The 20803-nt window shown below is 47.4% G+C and carries 19 protein-coding genes; 17 read left to right on the forward strand and 2 right to left on the reverse strand.

Going from position 1 to position 20803, the window contains the following annotated elements:
- From ABD014_RS03815 to ABD014_RS03870, 12 genes are all read left to right on the forward strand, one after another.
- Positions 1-699 (forward strand): DNA mismatch repair MutL family protein (locus ABD014_RS03815; RefSeq protein ID WP_486189246.1); only part of this gene is annotated, 699 nt, incomplete at its 5' end.
- A 17-nt stretch (positions 700-716) separates the two neighbouring features.
- Positions 717-1496 (forward strand): class I SAM-dependent methyltransferase, encoded by a 780-nt coding sequence (locus tag ABD014_RS03820; protein ID WP_343857672.1) that lies wholly within the window; start codon positions 717-719, stop codon positions 1494-1496.
- The gene (gene miaA, locus ABD014_RS03825; RefSeq protein ID WP_343857674.1) at positions 1489-2460 is read left to right on the forward strand and encodes a tRNA (adenosine(37)-N6)-dimethylallyltransferase MiaA; all 972 of its coding nucleotides are present in this window, start codon (positions 1489-1491) and stop codon (positions 2458-2460) included. The genes ABD014_RS03820 and miaA overlap by 8 nt, the downstream gene beginning before the upstream one ends.
- A gap of 24 nt (positions 2461-2484) precedes the next feature.
- Positions 2485-2724, forward strand: a complete 240-nt coding sequence (gene hfq, locus ABD014_RS03830; protein ID WP_193556449.1) for an RNA chaperone Hfq — start codon at positions 2485-2487, stop codon at positions 2722-2724.
- 180 nt (positions 2725-2904) lie between these two features.
- Positions 2905-5487 carry a PBP1A family penicillin-binding protein gene (locus ABD014_RS03835; protein WP_343857681.1) on the forward strand — a complete coding sequence of 861 codons (2583 nt, stop codon included), beginning with the start codon at positions 2905-2907 and terminating at the stop codon, positions 5485-5487.
- 206 nt (positions 5488-5693) lie between these two features.
- On the forward strand, positions 5694-6254 hold the full coding sequence (locus tag ABD014_RS03840) for a ribonuclease FAU-1 family protein (protein WP_068781585.1): 561 nt from the start codon (positions 5694-5696) through the stop codon (positions 6252-6254).
- A 2-nt stretch (positions 6255-6256) separates the two neighbouring features.
- Positions 6257-6931 carry a YdcF family protein gene (locus ABD014_RS03845; RefSeq protein WP_343857687.1) on the forward strand — a complete coding sequence of 225 codons (675 nt, stop codon included), beginning with the start codon at positions 6257-6259 and terminating at the stop codon, positions 6929-6931.
- An 80-nt stretch (positions 6932-7011) separates the two neighbouring features.
- Complete coding sequence (locus ABD014_RS03850; RefSeq protein WP_343857690.1) at positions 7012-7986, forward strand: AAA family ATPase; 975 nt, start codon at positions 7012-7014, stop codon at positions 7984-7986.
- 233 nt (positions 7987-8219) lie between these two features.
- Positions 8220-9473, forward strand: a complete 1254-nt coding sequence (locus ABD014_RS03855; protein ID WP_343857692.1) for a methionine gamma-lyase family protein — start codon at positions 8220-8222, stop codon at positions 9471-9473.
- Positions 9474-9566: 93 nt separating this feature from the next.
- Positions 9567-9980, forward strand: a complete 414-nt coding sequence (locus ABD014_RS03860) for a MerR family transcriptional regulator (protein WP_068781581.1) — start codon at positions 9567-9569, stop codon at positions 9978-9980.
- A gap of 18 nt (positions 9981-9998) precedes the next feature.
- Positions 9999-11327: a type I glutamate--ammonia ligase gene (gene glnA, locus ABD014_RS03865; protein WP_343857694.1), complete on the forward strand. Its 1329-nt coding sequence runs from the start codon at positions 9999-10001 to the stop codon at positions 11325-11327.
- A gap of 631 nt (positions 11328-11958) precedes the next feature.
- Complete coding sequence (locus ABD014_RS03870; RefSeq protein WP_343857697.1) at positions 11959-12084, forward strand: hypothetical protein; 126 nt, start codon at positions 11959-11961, stop codon at positions 12082-12084.
- Positions 12085-12645: 561 nt separating this feature from the next.
- Here ABD014_RS03870 and ABD014_RS03875 read toward each other — a convergent pair.
- Both ABD014_RS03875 and lexA read right to left on the reverse strand, forming a co-directional pair.
- Entirely contained in the window at positions 12646-12948 is a 303-nt protein-coding gene (locus ABD014_RS03875) for a DUF2642 domain-containing protein (protein WP_343857699.1), read from the reverse strand.
- A 357-nt stretch (positions 12949-13305) separates the two neighbouring features.
- Positions 13306-13929 carry a transcriptional repressor LexA gene (lexA, locus tag ABD014_RS03880; RefSeq protein ID WP_251409272.1) on the reverse strand — a complete coding sequence of 208 codons (624 nt, stop codon included), beginning with the start codon at positions 13927-13929 and terminating at the stop codon, positions 13306-13308.
- A gap of 843 nt (positions 13930-14772) precedes the next feature.
- Here lexA and ABD014_RS03885 point away from each other — a divergent pair.
- The 5 genes from ABD014_RS03885 (at position 14773) to metH (ending at position 20802) form a co-directional block, all read left to right on the forward strand.
- Entirely contained in the window at positions 14773-14946 is a 174-nt protein-coding gene (locus ABD014_RS03885) for a DUF896 domain-containing protein (RefSeq protein WP_082790141.1), read from the forward strand.
- A gap of 123 nt (positions 14947-15069) precedes the next feature.
- On the forward strand, positions 15070-15603 hold the full coding sequence (locus tag ABD014_RS03890) for a hypothetical protein (RefSeq protein ID WP_343857704.1): 534 nt from the start codon (positions 15070-15072) through the stop codon (positions 15601-15603).
- Positions 15604-15667: 64 nt separating this feature from the next.
- Positions 15668-16465, forward strand: a complete 798-nt coding sequence (locus tag ABD014_RS03895; protein ID WP_343858315.1) for an HAD family hydrolase — start codon at positions 15668-15670, stop codon at positions 16463-16465.
- 36 nt (positions 16466-16501) lie between these two features.
- A complete protein-coding gene (locus ABD014_RS03900) occupies positions 16502-16912 on the forward strand; it encodes a FixH family protein (protein WP_343857706.1) in 411 nt (136 codons plus the stop codon).
- 452 nt (positions 16913-17364) lie between these two features.
- Positions 17365-20802 (forward strand): methionine synthase, encoded by a 3438-nt coding sequence (gene metH / locus ABD014_RS03905; RefSeq protein ID WP_343857709.1) that lies wholly within the window; start codon positions 17365-17367, stop codon positions 20800-20802.
- The last annotated feature ends 1 nt before the right edge of the window (position 20803 follow it).

A 20803-nucleotide genomic window follows, 5' to 3' on the forward strand; every position in this document is an offset into this window, starting at 1 on the left:
GGAGCGGCCAGCCCGGGCAGCTATGCCCCGGGCGGCCGGGGGCAGGCCGCGCCAGCTGCAAGCGGCGCGGCGCCGCAGGCGCTGTACGACGCTCCGCAGGAAGCGCCGGAATTGCCGGCCTTCCCTGAGCTGGAGCTGATCGGTCAGCATCACGGCACATACCTGATTGCACAAAATCAGGAAGGCCTATACCTGATCGACCAACATGCTGCGCATGAGCGCGTGAATTACGAATATTACTATGAGAAATTTGGGCATCCTGCAGACGCTTCTCAAGAGCTGCTGCTGCCGATAACCCTCGAATTTACGCCATCTGACAGTGAGAAGCTGAAGGAGAGATTGTCCTGGTTCGAGCGGGTCGGCGTCATTCTCGAGCATTTCGGCGGCGGCACCTTCCGCGTCGTATCACACCCATACTGGTTCCCGAGCGGTGAAGAAGCTTCGATCATCGAGGAGATGGCGGAATGGGTGCTTAGCGAACGAGCGATCGACCTCTCCAAGCTGCGGGAGAAATCATCTACCTTAGTATCCTGCAAGGCGTCGATTAAGGCGAATCAGAAGATTACGGTGGAAGAGGCAGATACTTTATTGCAGCGGCTTGCCGCCTGCAAGCAGCCTTATACTTGTCCGCATGGACGGCCGATCATTATTTCGTTCTCGAATTATGATCTGGAGAAGTTGTTCAAGCGGGTTATGTGAACGGAGGAATTTAAGTTTTGATTATAACAACAGGTGACCATAGCGCTGCGGAGCCAGTGCAGCGTGCAATGGCCCTCTCCAAGAAATCAGGGGCCAGATTCGTTCCGCGAAATCGGACGTCTCTGACCAAATTGGCTAAACGCTACGGAGATGACGAAATTCTCGTTATTCTGGAGGGCGGTGCAAGGCTGCACCGGACTGGGGCCGAGCCGCTTACCTTCCATCCTAGCATGGCTTTCGTCCGGGCGAAGCGTCTGCTTCGCGGCGAGCCGGACACGATGCTCGAAGTGGCTGGCGTACGTCCAGGCGATACGATTATCGATTGCACGGCTGGTCTGGGCGCTGATTCTTCGGTATTCTCGCTGGGCACTGGGCCTTCTGGGCAAGTTGTCGCCCTGGAAGATTCCTTATCTCTCTGGGCGCTGTTAACGGAAGGACTCGCTTATTACGAGTCGGGCGTAGCTGAATATAATGCAGCGCTACGGAGGATCGAGACCCGGCATGTCCATCACTTACAGGCGCTTCGGGGGATGCCCGACAAGAGTGCGGATATTGTCTATTTCGATCCAATGTTCCGCGATCCGATTGTGGAATCGTCAGCCATCTCTCCGCTTCGTACTTTTGCCAACAATGAAGGGCTGAGTCAGGAGACGGTTCAGGAAGCTTCCCGGGTTGCCCGCAGAAGCGTCGTGCTGAAAGAGAAGAAGGGGAGCGAAGAGTTTGCAAGACTTGGCTTCCAGGAGGCCCGGCGTGCTCATACCAAAATTGTTTACGGAGTGATTTCACTTGATGATTAACGACAAACCGAACTTGCTCGTACTGATCGGCCCGACAGCGGTCGGCAAGACGAAGCTGAGCATTGAGATCGCCAAGGCCTTCTCCTGTGAGATCATATCCGGTGATTCGATGCAAGTATATCGAGGTATGGACATCGGCACTGCCAAAATACAGTCTTCCGAAATGGAAGGAATCCCCCACCATTTGATCGATGTGCTGAATCCGGATGAACCGTTCTCGGTAGCGCAGTTTCAGGATAGCTGCCGGCAGTTGATCCCCGAGATTGGGGAGCGAGGCAAGTTGCCGTTCATTGTCGGAGGAACGGGCCTGTATGTGGAATCTGTCTGTTATGAGTATCAATTCACAGATATAGGTGCAGACGAAGGGTTCCGGTCACAGATGCAGAATATAGCTGATGAGGAAGGGAATGAGGCACTGCACGCCAGATTGGCGGCTGTCGATCCGCAATCTGCAGAGAGACTGCATCCTAATGATGTGCGCCGGGTAATCCGGGCTCTGGAAATTTATCATATGAGCGGGACGACTTTATCCTCTCAACTGGAGTCACAGAATAAGCAGTCTCCGTACAACTTATGCATCATCGGTTTGACAATGGACCGTCAAATGCTATATAACCGTATTGAGCAGCGAATCGATGAGATGATGGATGCTGGACTTGTAGATGAGGTCAGAAGTTTGCTCGGACGGGGCTTCACCCGGAACCTTATTTCTATGCAGGGTTTAGGCTACAAGGAGATTCTCGAGCACTTGGAAGACGGGGTTCCCCTAGAGGATGCTGTGACCAAGCTGAAGCGGGATACGAGACGATTCGCCAAGAGACAGCTCTCCTGGTTTCGGCATATGAAGGATATTTCCTGGGTGGATGTGACCGATCATAAAAATTTTTCCGGGAATTTAGAGGCTGTACGTGCTATAATAGCAGGAAAGTTTCAATTAAATCTTGAATATAAATCTAAATACTAATTGATCCTATTGGGGGTACGACGAATGAACAAATCCATCAACATCCAAGATACATTTTTGAACCAGCTTCGCAAAGAAAATATACCCGTAACCGTATTTTTGACGAACGGCTTCCAAATTCGCGGAACGATCAAAGCATTCGATAACTTTACGATTGTCATCGACAGCGATGGACGCCAGCAAATGGTGTACAAGCATGCCATTTCTACCTTCCAACCACAGCGCAATGTATCCCTGATGCAGGAGTCTGCAGGAGAGGTATAATTTGGAGTTTGAAACTTTTTGATCTTCAGTACGTTTAAAGGTATAGGACTAAGAGTGGAGCAACCTGATCAAAGGTTGTTCTTTTCTTTCCGACTAAGAATACTGGTCATTAGAGAAATACGATCATCTATCGAATCTGCTGTCAAGTGAGACTGGTATGAAGGGAGTCAGAGAAAATCAATGTCTACTAAGAGACCTTCCAGACTGGAAAGGAGCAGCAAGCCGAGTCACAAGCCGGCCAAGCCGAAGGGAACAAAAAAGAGAAAACTTACGGCAAGACGGATTATGTGGACGTTATTTTTCACCGTAGCGATCGCAATTATATGTGCGATTGCAGGATATCTCTATATTACCGTCAACGGTGAGAGAATCCTAAGTGAGAATGAAGATAAGCTGTTTATTTATGAAACTTCGAAGGTATATGATCGCAATGGAAATATGATGGGTGAATTGTCGGTGGACCGCAGCGAGCCTGTAGATTCCGATAAAATCCCTGATCTTGTTAAAAAAGCATTCATAGCTACAGAAGATAGACGCTTCTATGAACATAAAGGCGTTGACCTATGGTCTATCGGACGCGCTGCTGTAAAAGACGTCATGGCCCGTTCACTTGTTGAAGGGGGCAGTACGATTACGCAACAGCTCGCCAAGAACATGTTCTTGAGTCGAGACAAGACATTTTTCCGTAAAGCAACCGAAATGTCGATTGCAATGGCACTCGAGAACCACAAGACGAAGGATGAGATCATTACACTCTATTTGAACCGGATTTTCTTCGGTCAGAAAGCGTATGGAATCAAGGCCGCGTCAGAGCGTTATTTCGGAGTTAGCAACTTGGAAGATCTGAAGCTGTGGCAAATTGCCTCTTTGGCGGCCATTCCAAAAGGTCCGTCCAAGTACAATCCGGTAGCCAATCCGGAACTATCCAAGCAGCGCCGGGCTGTAGTGCTTGATCTGATGTTTGAGCAAGGCTATATTTCGGCCGAGGAACGCGATGAAGCGAAGGCTGTGGATTATGACTATACTCCACCAGTGAAGAATGAGAGTTACCTGGCTTTCAAGGATTATGTCATTAAAGAAGCCGAGGAGAAATACGGGTTGACAGAAGACGATCTGAACCGCGGCGGATACAAGATTTATACAACGATGGACGCTCAAGCGCAAAAAGCGGTTGAAAAAGCATTCGACAACGATGATTTCTTCGAGAAGAGCAAGGATGATAAGCAGGTTCAAGCTTCGATCGTCATTATGAATCATCAGAATGGCAGCTTGGTTGCTTTGCTGGGCGGACGCGACTATCAGCGCAAAGGCTTCAGCCGTATCGAGAGCCGCAGGCAGCCTGGCTCGGCCTTTAAGCCGATCGTATCCTATGGTCCTGCGCTGGAGTCAGGCAAATTCAACGTGAACTCGCAGATCAGCAATGAGAAGCAGTGCTTCGGTGACTATTGTCCGCGCAACTTGCATGGTTATTCCAAGACGATCGATATGACCACGGCACTGACGAAGTCCGAGAATATCCCGGCTGTATGGTTGTTAAATCAGGTTGGGGTTAAGACAGGTGTGAAGTACGCCGAGGAAATGGGCATCAAGATGGATAAGAATGATAATAACTTGGCGATTGCGCTTGGTGGTCTCACATACGGTACGAATACACTGGAAATGGCTGGAGCCTTCAGCGTGTATGCGAATGGCGGGGAGTATAACGAACCATATTCCATCAAGCTGATTAAGGATCATGACGGCAAGGATCTGTTTAAATACAATCCGCCGAAGCCAAAGCGGGTATTTAGCGAGACAACCGCTTATTATATGACGCAGATGCTGCAGAACGTTGTTAACGATGGTACAGGTCGACGTGCTAAAATTGATCGTCCGCTTGCTGGTAAGACAGGGACGACCCAGCATGGTATTCCAGGTCTGAAGAGCAGCAAGAACCGTGACGTTTGGTTTGTCGGATACACGCCAGAATGGACAGCTGCGATCTGGGAGGGTTATGACAATCCAGATAAGAACCATCTGCTGAACGGCAGCAGTGGTCAAGCCGCATCGTTGTTCTCAACTATCATGAAGGATGCACTTAAGGGCGTTGCGGTGAAGGATTTCCCAGTTCCTTCTAGCCTCAAGGGCACTCCTGAGCCGCCACCGGAAGAAGTGCAGGTTACAGCACCTGGTGATTTGAGCGGTTCTTACGATGAGGGTACGGGAACAGTCACTCTGAATTGGACCGGTGTAGATCAGCCTGGCGTAAACTATCGGATTTACAAGAGAGAGGCTACGGCAGCGGAATTTACACGTTATATGGATGTGGTCACCACTTCAGCCGAAGATTTGACTGTTACGCCAGGAACCGATTATGAGTATTATGTAACAGTCTACGATCCGTCGAGCGACGCAGAGAGTCAGCCGTCGAACATCGCTCAGGTCTCGGTACCTGCCGATAACGGTGGAGAGGGTGAAATCATTCCGCCTCCAGATGGCGGTAATACGTCAAATCCTGGTGAAGGCGGCAACGGTGAAGTAACACCTCCATCTAGTGGGGGATCAGGTGAGTCCGGCAATGGCGGTAGTCAGGTGCCTCCTCCCGATGAAGGAACAGGACAAGGGAACGGTAGCGGAACTGAGTCCGGCAGTGGAGGCAATGATGGAAGTGAACCGAGTGGGACTACACCAACTGATCCTGGGGACACTAATCCACCGGGTTCAGGTACAGACCAATCCGGGAACGGTGCTGGCGGCCAGAATAGCGGCACCGGTGGAATGTAGACATCTTCAGGTTTAGGATTTACCAAAGATATAGATACACTGAGATGTAAAAGGTTAGAAATAGGATTACGATAGAACCCCGATGTTCCTTCAAGAAGCATCGGGGTTCTTTTGCGTATTTTTTTGCGTTTTTTGCAGATTCGTTTTTGAGTGAACTCTTCAAATGTGGTAAGCTGAAAGTACATTGTGCCAGAGAGGTTTTGAACATGAAGCGAAAATTCGGAGATCGTGCGAACTGGCGCCGCGTGACCCAGCGCCAGTTCAAATCGAAGTATGTTGAAGGTGACACATTTACAGGTTATGCCACGTTTTATGGCATTAACGCCCTGCGGGACCCTCTTTGGAAGACGTATGGAGGTCATACCTTTCGCATTGCCGATAAGGGATACACCTGGCTTCAATACTATCCTAAAGGAGCCCACTATGTAGTAACTGCGATGTTTGATGATCGTGGAAGCATTGTGGAATGGTATATCGACGTATGTAAAACCCAGGGTGTTACGGATCAGGGTGTCCCATGGTTTGATGATTTGTACTTAGATATTGTTGTTCTAAAGAACGGCGAGGTGTTCTTGCTAGATGAAGATGAACTGGATGATGCACTGAGCCGCGGCCTTATCAGTGTCAGAGACTATGATTTGGCGAAGGAGACCGCCCGTGACGTGATGAAATTGATTAAAAATCAAGCGTTCCCTTATTTTGCGATGTCGCTTGAGCATTACCGGACCGGCTACGTTCAATCTGATTCTAGCAATCCTGGAGGTTAATCATGGCTCGATACCGCACAAGCTCGCCGTATGTTGGGAACAGAAGAAGGAGCAAGCGCAAATTCGTCTGGGTTCTTCGTATTGGGCTGACATGCATTCTAATCGGCATTTTATGGTCGGTTTATGTACTGGCCCAGATCGGCAGCGTATACAGGAATACGGCTGCGACTACTGCAGCTTCGGAGCCTGCAGATGTAGGTATTATACTTGGTGCAGCGATGTGGGGCGATCAGCCTAGTCCGGGGCTGCAAGAGCGGCTTGAGCAAGGGCTCGCGGATTATAAGGCAGGCCGCTTTCATACCTTCATACTGACGGGCGGGCTGGACAAGCCTGACTATCGTTACACAGAAGCGGAGGGAATGGCGATTTATCTCGAGCAGCACGGTGTTCCAAAGGAAGCGATCCTGCTTGAGAACAAAGCGACCAGCACCTATGAAAATTTAAAATTCAGCAAGGAGATTATGGAGGAGCAGGGGCTAACATCGGCTGTCATTATCACCCATACTTTTCACGGCAACCGGTCTTATGAGATTGCTGAAGCGCTGGATTATTCCAGCCCCAAGCTATCGCTCACGGAGACTTATGTACTTAAGCGTGTTCCTACCATCTTGCGTGAAATTTTAGCTTATACGAAATGGAAGATAGATTTTGTATTGCTCGCTATTGGCTGGAAATAACAAAACTTCTAATATCGGACGGGGAAAGAGAATACATTTAAATGTGTAAGCCCCTACCCTATAAAGAGGTGATCTGCGCTATGTCAGGGCGAGTAATGGCCAGAAGTGGCCCTCCTGAGGAGAGGCCTTCAAGACAAATCAATATCGTTCTGCGCAATTCGGAGCCGCCGGTTGTCTCGCAGAGTGTTCCGGACAGTGAAGCTCATCCAACTGCCAAGGTTATGCCGCAGAATAGTCTGTTTACAGATTTGCAGAAGGAATTGGACGGACTGGTCGGATTGGATCATATTAAAGAATTAATGTATGAGATATTTGCACTCCTGCAAATTGCCTCAATGCGCTCAGAAGCAGGACTGCTGTCCGGGGCGCAGGTTTTCCATATGGTCTTCAAAGGCAATCCGGGAACCGGCAAGACGACTGTCGCCCGATTAGTGGCTAAATTTTTTCAGAAAATGGGTGTGCTCAGCAAAGGTCATCTGATCGAGGTCGAACGGGCGGACCTTGTAGGAGAATATATTGGGCATACGGCTCAGAAGACTCGGGATTTGGTCAAGAAGGCGATGGGTGGTATTCTGTTTGTGGACGAAGCCTATAGTCTGGCTCGCGGCGGTGAGAAGGATTTTGGTAAGGAAGCTATCGATACGTTGGTAAAAGCAATGGAAGATTCGAAGAACCAGTTCATCTTGATCCTTGCAGGGTATTGCGATGAGATGGATTTCTTCTTGAACACCAATCCTGGCTTGCCTTCACGCTTCCCGATTGTGATGGAGTTTCCAGACTATACGATCGATCAGTTGATCCAGATCGCGGAAGGAATGGCCAAGGAGCGCGACTATATTCTGATGCCGCAGGCGATTGTCAAATTGAAGCAGCATCTGCTGCGCGAAAAGATGGAAGGCGAACATGTGTTCAGCAATGCCAGACATGTCCGTAATGTCATTGAGCGTTCGATTCGGCATCAGGCCGTGCGTATTCTGAATCAATATAGCGGTGGTTCGCCCGGTAAATTGGAGTTAATGACAATTCGTACCGAGGATTTGAAGCTTGATAAGTAATCGGCTGAGTGTTCATTCGTGCAAGCTGCAATTTTTATACCGAGGGTAGTTGTTATAATAATAGAAGTTAGGTATTTCCAGTGCTAAGCAGAGAAGAAGTTGAACCTAAGGTTAATGCAGTGATCGGCTGTTTCTGCATTCTTGTTGGAACGGTCTACCGACTGCACCTTGAGGTTCAACTTTTCAAATTATGTACAGCGAGAATGTAAGGCAATAAGGGAGAGAAGAGTTGGATGGCGGTATTTTCAGAAGACATAGTAACTAGGATGGAAGAGGCGGAATGTCAAGCTGAACAGCAGTTCCGTGTAATCGATCGTATTGTGGACAAGAATCAATTCAAAGTGATTGAAGCTTTTCAGAAGCATCATGTGAGTGATTTTCATTTCGCAGGTTCAACCGGCTATGCTTATAATGACCGAGGGCGCGAAGTACTTGACCTCGTCTACGCAGATGTGTTCGGCGCAGAGGCGGCGCTGGTGCGCCCGCATTTTGCTTCCGGTACGCACACTATCTCTACAGCACTTTTTGGCGTGCTGCGTCCAGGGGACGGGCTGCTCTATATTACAGGTAAGCCATATGATACGCTACATAAGGTCATCGGCAAGCCTGGTGATGGAACGGGTTCTTTACGGGATTTTGGAATCACGTATGACGATGTGGCATTACTGGCTGACGGAATGGTCGATTGGGATACGGTGGCCGATAAAATAACGCCCCAGACGAAGGTGATCGGCATCCAGCGCTCGCGCGGATATGATTGGAGAGATTCCTTTTCCGTAGAGCAAATTGGTGAGATGGTGAAGCGTGTGAAGTCATTGTCCCCGAACTGCATCGTTTTTGTCGATAACTGCTATGGGGAATTTACTGAGGAGCAGGAGCCGACAGAAGTAGGGGCCGATCTAATTGCAGGCTCGCTAATTAAAAATCCTGGCGGAGGGCTGGCCGAGACCGGCGGATATATTTGCGGGCGAACTGAGCTGGTGGAGCTAGCAGCGAATCGCCTGACTGCGCCGGGTATCGGTGGAGAAGTTGGTGCGATGCTGGGTACGACTCGGGGGATTTACCAGGGGTTGTTCTTGGCTCCAACGATCGTAGGACAAGCCGTTAAGGGAAGTATTCTGGCTGCAGCCCTATTCGAGAGAGTCGGATTTGACAGCAAGCCGCGCTGGAATGATAGGCGTACAGATCTGATCCAGGCGATCTCCTTCAGTAGCTCGGAGCATTTGATTGCTTTTGTTCAAGGCATTCAACGTGCAGCAGCAGTAGACGGGCATGTTGTGCCTGAGCCATGGGATATGCCGGGGTATGAGCATCCAGTCATAATGGCAGCGGGAACCTTTATTCAAGGGGGAAGTCTCGAGCTATCCGCGGATGCGCCGATTCGTGAACCTTATATTGCTTATATGCAGGGCGGACTTACCTACTCCCACGTTAAGTTCGGACTGTTGACCGCATTGCAGACGATGAAGGACCGTCAGCTACTATAAATTTCTTGTAAGTAAACCTGACATCACTATTGACATGTCAGAATAACTTACATATCATTATTTTATGATAATTAAACTGGAAGGTTGAGAGCGATGAGTGACGAAATTCGCAGAAATATGGCCTTGTTTCCGATTGGTATCGTGATGAAGCTTACGGATTTAACAGCTCGGCAAATTCGTTATTACGAACAGCATGAGTTGATTGTACCCGCGCGCACATCCGGGAACCAACGTCTGTTTTCCTTTAATGATGTGGAACGTCTGCTCGAGATTAAAGCCTTGATTGATAAGGGAGTTAATATTGCTGGTATTAAGCAGGTGATTGCTCCGGCTAATGGCGAATCTGAGGAAGCAACTGTAATGACGCGGGACACTGAAGAAAAACGCAAGGAAATACCGACTTCTGAGCTCTATCGTATGCTGAAGCAGGAATTGTTCACGAAGCAACGTCCTGGTCAGGTTTCATTAATCCAGGGGGAATTATCCCGCTACTTTAAATTAAAATAACTGTTGGGAGATGTTAGCGTGAGTTACAGCAAGGAAGATATTCTGCGAATCGCCAAAGAAGAGAATGTCCGCTTTATCCGTCTGCAATTTACTGATCTGCTCGGAACGATTAAGAACGTAGAAATTCCGGTAAGCCAGTTGGAGAAAGCGCTGGACAACAAGATGATGTTCGACGGTTCATCTATTGAAGGCTATGTGCGGATCGAAGAATCTGACATGTATCTGGTTCCGGATTTGGAAACTTGGGTTATCTTTCCTTGGATTAGTGAGGATCGTATTGCCCGCTTAATCTGTGATGTGTACATGCCTGACGGCACACCATTCGCTGGTGACCCGCGCAATATCCTGAAGCGTGTGCTGAAGGAAGCCGAAGAGATGGGCTATACTTCGATGAATGTCGGACCTGAGCCAGAATTCTTCCTGTTCAAGACGGATGAGAAGGGTAACCCTACGATGGAGCTCAATGACCAAGGTGGTTATTTCGACCTTGCACCGACGGACCTTGGTGAGAACTGCCGCCGTGAGATCGTGCTGACACTTGAAGAAATGGGCTTTGAAATCGAAGCTTCCCACCATGAGGTAGCTCCTGGCCAACACGAAATTGACTTCAAATATGCGAAGGCAATTAAAGCGGCCGACCAAATTCAAACCTTCAAATTGGTTGTTAAGACGATCGCTCGTCAGCATGGCTTGCATGCTACATTTATGCCGAAGCCATTGTATGGTGTGAGTGGTTCCGGAATGCACTGTCACCAGTCCTTGTTCAAGGGTAAGACAAATGCTTTCTATGATGAGAAGGATGAGCTTGGCCTGAGCCAAGACGCTCGGCACTACATGGCCGGTATTTTGACCCATGCGCGCGCTTTCGCCGCTGTAACCAACCCAACTGTGAACTCTTATAAACGTCTCGTGCCTGGTTATGAAGCACCATGCTATGTAGCTTGGTCCTCCAGTAATCGTAGCCCGATGATTCGTATTCCGGCCTCCCGTGGTATTAGTACCCGCGTTGAGGTCCGCAACCCTGACCCGGCTGCTAACCCATACCTTGCACTTGCTGTAATGCTCAAGGCAGGTCTTGATGGCATCAAGAGAAAGCTGCCGCTCGTTCAACCCGTTGATCGTAACATCTACGTGATGTCTGACGAAGAGCGTATCGAAGAAGGTATTCCAAGCTTGCCTGTAGACCTCAAGGAAGCTATTGGTGAATTGGTGCGCAGCGATATCATGGCTGATGCTCTCGGCGATCATGCTATGACCCATTTCTATGAGTTGAAAGCCATCGAATGGGATATGTTTAGAATGCAAGTCCACCAATGGGAACGTGACCAATATATGACTTTGTATTAATCGAGGAATCCCTTGCGCCTTAAGGCGTGGGGGATTTTTGTTTGGGGTCGTCTTGAACCCCGATAAATCCAGATAGCGGAGGATTTAACTTGTAATACAAGTAACTAATAAATAGGCCGCGTATAGGGATGTATACCTAATCTTTGTAACGGGCATTTGAATAAGATGCACTGTACCATATAACAAAGGAGGTAATTAGATGGGTGAATTAGTTGGTGGAGGAGGTTTTTGCGGTCCTGGATTCGGAGGAATTGGGACCTCAACTGCTGTAATCTTGGTTCTTTATATACTCCTTGTTATTGTCCTAAGAACATTTTAAAAGTGATGAACTTAGAGGAATACCAAAAAATTGGGATACAGTAGCGTTAGTAGTAACAACGCAGCGCAACCCCTTGTGTCGTATGGCGTGGGGGGTTGTTTTTGACAGATCCTGCAATTTCTCGTAATTGTTGATTCATTTTTTTGGACGGTGTACATAGCTTTCTCGTCTTATGTAGCCGATAACTACTGCTAATCCTAAAGTGGTACAAGTACTTGGTAAATAGACCGAATCACAGGTGAATATGTCCAATCTGTTTATCAAAAGTTGAATAGGATAGTGTGTACTTTAAATACAAGGAGGAAAGCACAAATGAGCGAAGTAGTTGGCGGTGTAGGTTGTGGCGGTGGATACGGAGGAGGACTATTTACATCTACAGCAGCGATTTTAGTACTCTTCATTCTGCTTGTTATCATTACAAGAGCCTTCTTTATTTAACTCATTAATTTTAGTTACATGAATTTAGCGTCACCCGTAGCGCAATCTGATGACACCTGATCAATAGCTCCGCTGGCTTTATGCTGGCGGAACTTTTGAACTGTGGTGGAGATCAGATTCAAAATAAGATTTAATTACCTTCGCTTTATTGTACGAACAAAAGCAACTATCGAAAAAATCAATGCGGTCAGGCTGGAAGCAAAAACTAGAAATTCCACGTTTCATACCCCATATCGTATAGTGTATAATCATTAACTTATATAAACCCCTGAATATTACATAGCCAAATTAAAAAGATGCTGCATCCCTATAGCCTTTGCGAACATCCCTAAGTACCAGTCCTTGTATTTCGGGTATACGAGAATCAGTAATATACTCGTACATTAAATACGATAGCATAATAAATATGATGGTCAAGTCTCGGATGCACCAAGGTACGGGTATTAATCTAAGTAACACTTTAAGCCTTTCCCGGAACAATAATAATGTCCTTAGAACTTCCCGCCGGGAAGCCAAAGGACTGAGAATTTTACTAGGGGGACTAGCCCCCCTTATGTTCTATTATTCAGGCATGATCCAAACAATTTCGCAAATGCGAACAATAAACTTCTTATGTCTTTCTTCAAGCACGACGTGGTCTTGTTTGACATCGATGATGCATCCGTCGAGTCTGCCGCGAGTAGTCTCAAGAATGACAATTCTGCCCATAAGGGACATTAAACACTCGACAACGCATTTATCTACAGGATGGTTAATGATAGCTTGATGATGCATGTGATGCATGTGATGCTTATAGGGCATGTTAGCCATATTAGAAACGTTAGGCATGTTGGACATTTGATTCATCATTGGATAACTGTTCAAAAAATTACCTCCCAAAAATTTTATACGACATTCTATGCATTTGCCTATAAAACAACTGGGCGGTTGCCTAGAATTCAGAAATAAAATAATCAAAGGCCCATTTTTGGGATTAATACAAGTTTTTCAAGTCAACGTTGAGAAGAGAGATTTGATAAAGCGTTTGAAATTGGGAAGAAGAGAAGGAAGTATTTATAATTGTAAATTAAAAGGCATCCCACGAGGGATGCCTCTTGCTTCTTACAGTATTAAGTTGTCAATTAATAATGGGTAGTCACACTTTAGCCAATTTCGGATTGCATCTATTTTCCCGTTAAATGGGATTCGTCTGAACACACAATCCATTGTATAAAATCAAGATTAATGAAAATCCCGGAAGAGGCCAATGACTTTGCCGAGGATGCTTACGTGCTTCAAGCGAAGGGGCTCCATGGTTGGATTCTCCGGCTGAAGGCGGATATGATCCTTCTCTTTATAGAAGGTCTTGACCGTTGCTTCATCTTCCTCAGTCATTGCTACGACGATATCGCCGTTGTTCGCGGTCTGCTGTTGCCTTACGATAACATAATCCCCATTATGGATTCCGGCTTCAATCATGCTGTCGCCGACAACGGATAACATGAAAATCTCGCCATCGTTCGCATAATGATTAGGCAATGGAAAGTAATCCTCTATATTCTCGGTTGCTGTAATCGGCACGCCTGCTGTTACTTTCCCGACGACAGGAACGCGTGCTACCGAATGGGCGAACAGACCGGCGCTTTCGGATTCCTCGCCAAGTAGCTCAATAGCTCTCGGTTTGGTAGGGTCACGTCGAATGAATCCCTTCTTCTCCAGACGATCCAGATGTCCGTGTACCGTAGAGCTGGAGGCTAGTCCAACGGCTTCTCCAATTTCACGGACGGAGGGGGGATATCCTTTCGTTCGTACTTCGCTGCGAATAAATTCCAAGATTGCTTGCTGGCGGCTGGACACCTTAGACATAACCAATCAACTCCACTTAGTAACGTTTGGAAAAATTATAACATAGAACTACCGTTCGTACAAACATAAGTTCTAACTATATAGGTTTTTGAGCCTATTTCATACATATATACCGAATATAAGCCGGCGAATGCTGTATAAAAAATGGAGAACGAATGTTCGAAAAAAAGTATTGAATCAAACAAATGTTCGTGTTATATTATTTTCAGTAATAAGAACACTTGTTTGGAGTGAGGATAATGCTTAAATATAGCACATATAAGAGTATTTATACGGAGCCGGTTCAGAAACCTTCTATATCGTCAGGGAGACGGAGCACCCATCTTTCTAGAACAGCTAAGAGAACGATGTTGGTGCTGGTACTACTATTGTTAACCTGTACAGGGGTGGTCTCGGCTTTTGCCTCATCGAATGATAACGCTAATAAGAAACCGTTGGAGACAGTTATTGTTATGCCGGGTGATACGTTATGGGAGATTGCTTCTGAGCATAAACCCCAGGGCAAAGACATAAGAAAATATATAGATTCAATCAAGCGTGTTAATGGAAAGCATGTGAGTTCGATACAAGCTGGGGAAGTGTTGGTTCTCCCTAACTAATCAGTTGCAAGTTCGTTTCTAGTGGTCTGCTGAATGAATGTCGATATTGTTTTACGATGAACAGAAATTACTATATAATGAAGAGAGCTTGCACTAAAGGCGGCACTGCCTTGACAAGCTCTTTTTCTCATGTCAGAGTATGAATAATTGCTGCTTTGCATGAGTGGTAAATACGGCTTGAATCTCTTCTATATATGAGGATGAGAGCTGTAACATAAAAGACTAATGACTTGGGGAGGGACTTATGGATATAGAATCTGTTGTTGCGCGGATCAATGAATTGGCCCGCAAACATAAATCTGTGGGGTTAACCGAAGAAGAGATTCTGGAGAGAGCTAAGCTGCGCGAGAGATATCTCGAGAATTTCCGGGCGAATTTCCGTCAAAGATTAGAACAAATCGAAATCGTCGATGAGTAAGCCGGCCCTTTTGGGCCTGGCTATACATAACATGCGGCTTACGAACATGTGTGGGGCTTGATTGGCTGGACAAGTCGTAGGCTTATACTGTTGATAGCGCTATTAATATGAGGAGGACAGAGTATGGGTTCATTTGACAGAAAAGTAGAACGCAATCAAAAAAGACTGAACCAGAAAGGGAAAGGGCCTACGATCACGACAGGCGCGGCATCCAACCCGCGGAAATCGCTTGGCCCAAGAGGGGAGGGCGACATTTTCCGGGGGCGCAATATCATCCTGCCAGGAGTGTTAGTGTTCATCGCCCTATTGTATTCAACCGTTGGAATGATCGGTAATTCAGCGGATATGAGTACCTGGCTCTATTGGCTGACGATTGGGCTGTACTTACTGCTCGCCTTCACCTTGTTCATGAGAAGACCCTATCTACGCATTAACAAGAACTGGGTATATACAACCAAGTACAACCGCGACCGAATTCTGGAAGCAGGCAACATTAGCAAAATCAAAGTCAGCCGCAAGAAGATTATGATCGTGCCTAAGATTAAGGATGCGAATTGGGTATTCTATCGTACTCGTAATCAGTTTGATACGGCAGCTATGGGAGACCGTCTGGAGCAGTTCGCGCATACTCATCATGTTCCGTTTGAGAGAGAGTAGGGAATTTCTGGAGAGCGCATAGCAAATGATGCATTTTGGCATGGGAGAGGGAGGAGTGGTCGAAGTGACCATAAAAGCGGTATGCTTTGATTTGGATGATACATTGCTCTGGGATGATCGGAGCGTAAAAGAGGCTTTCGAGGAGACATGTCGCAAGGCAGAGGCGGTAACGGGCTGCAACCCGATAGAACTGGAAGCAGCTGTCCGCAGAGAAGCTAGGGAATTGTATGAATCCTATGAGACATTTTCATTTACGAAAATGATCGGGATTAATCCATTTGAAGGGCTATGGGCTAACTTCTCAGCTGGGGAACAGCCGGAGTTCCGTCAGCTTGAAGAACTGGCACCGATCTACCGCAAGGAGTCTTGGCGACGCGGCTTGCTTGCCCTCGGTATTGCTAACGATGAATTAGCCGCCGAGCTTGCAGAAGGTTTTGCTGCAGAACGACGGGAACGTGCTTATGTATATGAAGAGACATTCCAAATCTTGCAGGAGTTGAAGGGGAAGGTTAAGCTGCTTCTACTAACGAATGGCTGCCCTGCCCTGCAACAAGAGAAGCTGGATGGAGTGCCAGAGCTATCTGGTTACTTCGATAAGATCATTATCTCCGGCAGCTTCGGCAAAGGCAAACCGGATTCCATGATCTTCAAGCATGCGCTTGAGCAATTAGGAACAGAGCCCGAAGAGACTTTAATGGTTGGGGACAAGCTTACGACCGATATTCGCGGAGCGCTTAGTGTAGGCATTAACGCCGTATGGATCAATCGGGATGAGAAGACCCGCAATGATGAGATCGTGCCGGATTATGAAATTACTCATCTGTCCCAATTGCACCAGATTATTGCGGAATTAGCTGAATAGATATCGCCGTTAAGATTCATGAGAAAGGAAGATAGCATGCGAAGAAGAAGCTGGAGTGTTCTGATATTCGCGCTTGTTCTCATCGTGATCAGTGGTTGCGGAGATAAGAAATCCGGCAATCATGCAGACAACATGGCTATGGAACCTATTCAGGTGGGGCTTCAAGTGAATCCAACTGAGATTCAAGTAGGCGAGAAGGTTCGTTTTGAGGCCAAGGTAACGCAACAAGGGGAGACGGTGGATGACGCCAAAGAGGTCATGTTTGAGATTTGGAAGGACGGGGATGCCGAAGATCAGCATAGTAAGTTAACCGTCAAGAGTGCTGGAGAGGGGACCTACGTACTGGAGAAGACCTTTAAAGAGGCAGGCAACTATCAAGTCATCTCCCATGTTACGGCCAGAGATCAGCATTCGATGCCATCAGAGAAATTTACAGTTTTTGAGTAAGGCCTAGGATGCAAATGTTATGTCAAGAGAGCTGCTCTTCATTACGAAGGGCAGTTTTTTTATGTCCTTCTCTGATTTGCATATTTGTCACTGCGAAGTCCAGAACTACAAATGGGAACAGAGGCCTAACGTTAGTTCTGCTCGACGGATCGAAGTGTAGAGTTGGCTTTTTACTTATTAATCAGAACGAAATAATCACGAACATTTTTTATATATTCATAAAATTTATTCGTGTTTTTAATTCTCATTACCTTGATGCGATTACCTGTTCATTAATTAATTTTTTATAGAGTTAAATACATCCTGCTATGTGATAGCCGCGTTTGGATCGACGCTTGAAATTCAGTGCTAAGATCAGTCATGGCGCGTACTTTCTGATTTGTATTTGCATCTTTTCTTAATGGCTGACTTCTGATACACTAAAACTTAACGTTTTGCGGGAGGGATTGAACATGAGTAAACCAAGTCTAGAGTCCAGAATGAAAGAACGAATATTAATCCTCGATGGGGCTATGGGCACCATGATTCAGCAGAAGGACCTGTCTCCGGCCGATTTCGGCGGGGAAGACCTGGATGGTTGTAATGAAATGCTTGTGCTCACCCGTCCGGATGTAATTCAGAATATTCATGAGCAATACCTGGAAGCGGGAGCCGATCTAATCGAGACGAATACATTCGGCGCCACCTCCATAGTCCTTGCTGAATACGGGTTGCAGGACCAAGCGCGCGAGATTAACTTGGCAGCTGCGCGTCTGGCGATTGCTGCGGCTGATAAATATAGCACGCCGGAACATCCGCGCTACGTCGTTGGTGCTCTTGGCCCCACGACGAAGACATTATCGGTTACAGGTGGAGTCACTTTTGACGAGCTTATAGATAGCTATGAGGAACAAGCGCTGGCATTAATCGAGGCTGGTGTCGATGTACTGCTACTTGAGACATCGCAGGATACGCTAAATGTGAAGGCGGGGAGTATCGGACTTACCCGAGCTTATGAGAAGTCCGGAATAAGACTGCCTCTCATGATATCCGGTACCATCGAGCCGATGGGAACGACACTGGCTGGACAGAATATCGAAGCATTCTATATCTCGCTGGAGCATTTGAAGCCGATCTCGATTGGACTCAACTGTGCTACCGGACCAGAATTCATGCGTGATCATATCAGAACCTTGTCCGATATGGCCAGAACAGCTATAAGCTGCTATCCAAATGCCGGGCTGCCCGATGAGAATGGTAATTATCACGAATCTCCGGATTCGCTGGCCCAGAAGCTGGCAGGCTTCGCTGAGCAAGGCTGGCTGAACATCGCAGGTGGCTGCTGTGGGACGACCCCTGCTCATATTGCTGCTATGGCAGATAAGATGAGCCGCTTCGAACCGAGAACGATTAGCGGCGAGCATCCGCCGGCATTATCCGGTATAGATCCAGTCTATGTTGAAGCTGACAACCGTCCGTATATGATTGGTGAGAGAACGAACGTACTTGGATCGCGCAAGTTCAAACGCCTTATTGTAGAGGGGAAATATGAGGAGGCGTCGGAGATCGCCCGTGCTCAAGTGAAGAATGGAGCTCAGGTAATTGATGTTTGTGTCCAAGATCCGGATCGCGACGAAGCCCAGGATATGAAGCTATTCTTGGAGCTTGTAGCCAAGAAGGTGAAGGTACCGCTAATGATCGATACGACGGATCCCAAGGTGCTGGACCTCGCTCTGTCATACTGTCAGGGCAAGTCGATAATTAACTCCATTAATCTTGAAGATGGTGAAGAAAAATTCGAGAACGTAACCCCGCTTATTCACAAATATGGGGCAGCGGTTGTCGTTGGCACGATTGATGAGCAAGGGCAAGCGATCTCGCGAGAGAACAAACTAGAAGTTGCCAAGCGTTCACATGATTTGCTTGTGAATAAGTACGGCCTTTCTGCGGAGGATATCATTTTTGACCCATTGGTCTTCCCGGTCGGGACGGGGGATGAGCAATATATCGGCTCGGCTAAGGAGACGATCGAAGGTATTCGTCTAATTAAGCAGGAACTGCCTGCTTGTCATACAGTACTTGGAATCAGTAACGTCTCCTTCGGCTTGCCGGAAGCGGGACGCGAGGTACTGAATTCTGTCTTCTTGTATGAATGTACGAAGGCAGGGCTAGATTATGCGATTGTAAATACCGAGAAGTTGGAACGTTATGCTTCGATTCCTGAGGAGGAACGTAAATTAGCTGAAGAGCTGATCTATAATACGAATGACAAGACTTTGGCTGCATTTGTCGCTGCTTTCCGCAACAAGAAGGTAGAGAAGAAGGAAAAGGCAGTGAATCTGTCGCTTGAGGAACGGCTAGCTTCTTACGTTGTGGAGGGTACGAAGGAAGGTCTGATTCCCGATCTGGAGGAAGCGTTGAATCGCTACAGCGCGCTTGAGGTCATCAACGGTCCCCTGATGGCCGGAATGGAAGAGGTCGGACGCCTGTTTAACAACAATGAGCTTATCGTGGCGGAGGTGCTGCAGAGCGCTGAGGTCATGAAGGCATCAGTAGCCTTCCTGGAGAACTTCATGGAGAAGAATGAGACATCTGTCAAAGGCAAGATTCTGCTGGCTACCGTCAAGGGCGACGTCCATGATATCGGTAAAAACCTGGTAGAGATCATTCTCTCCAATAACGGTTACAAGATCGTGAATTTGGGCATAAAAGTACCACCGGAGCGTATTATTGAAGCTTACCGGGAGGAGAAAGCCGATGCGATCGGACTATCCGGTCTGCTCGTCAAGTCGGCTCAGCAGATGGTTGCTACGGCACAAGACTTGCGAGGAGCGGGAATCGATGTGCCGATCATGGTCGGCGGAGCGGCGCTGACACGCAAATTCACGCGGACACGGATTCGTCCCGAGTATAATGGGCTTGTCGTCTATGCCAAGGATGCGATGGATGGGCTCGATCTGGCCAACAAGCTTATGGATAAGGAACAGCGTGAGAAGATGAGGCTGGAGATGGAAGTGGAGAAAGAAGCGGATTCCAAGGTCGCCGAGAAGGCTCCACTGCCACAGCTAACCCGGGTTGAACGCTCAAAAGTATCGCTAGATGTGCCAGTATATCAGCCACCAGATTTGGATCGTCACATTTTAAGAGATTATCCGATTCAGCACATTATTCCATATATTAATATGCAAATGCTGTTAGGACATCATTTGGGATTACGAGGCTCGGTAGAGCAACTGCTCGCCAAGGGCGATCCAAAGGCCGTACAATTGAAGGAGACGGTGGACGAGATTCTAGCGCATGCTGCCCGTGATGGTATTATTCGGGCAAATGCAATGTATCGGTTCTTCCCGGCTCAATCGTCAGGCAATGATATTATCGTGTATGATCCGGAAGATCACAGCAAAGTCCTCAAAACTTTTAGCTTCCCGAGACAACAGGTTGAACCGTATTTATGTCTGGCGGATTTTCTGAAGCCTGTGGACAGTGGTATTATGGATTATGTAGGTTTCCTCGTCGTTACGGCTGGACAAGGTGTACGTGAATTGTCTGAGAACTGGAAGGACAGTGGAGATTACTTGCGGTCGCATGCGCTTCAAGCTGTTGCTCTGGAGACGGCAGAAGGACTTGCGGAACGGGTGCATCATATTATGCGAGATATTTGGGGCTTCCCAGACCCGCAGGATATGACGATGAAGCAACGTCATGGAGCCAGATATCAAGGCATTCGAGTCTCCTTCGGATATCCGGCATGTCCGAATCTGGAGGATCAAGGCCCGTTATTCGAGCTAATGAAGCCGGAGGATATTGGTGTTGAGCTGACTGAAGGATTTATGATGGAGCCGGAGGCTTCCGTCTCTGCCATGGTATTTGCTCATCCTCAGGCTCAATACTTTAATGTAGATAAAGCCTAGG

The organism is Paenibacillus motobuensis, assembly GCF_039521865.1.
In the GTDB taxonomy this organism is placed as follows: domain Bacteria; phylum Bacillota; class Bacilli; order Paenibacillales; family Paenibacillaceae; genus Fontibacillus; species Fontibacillus motobuensis.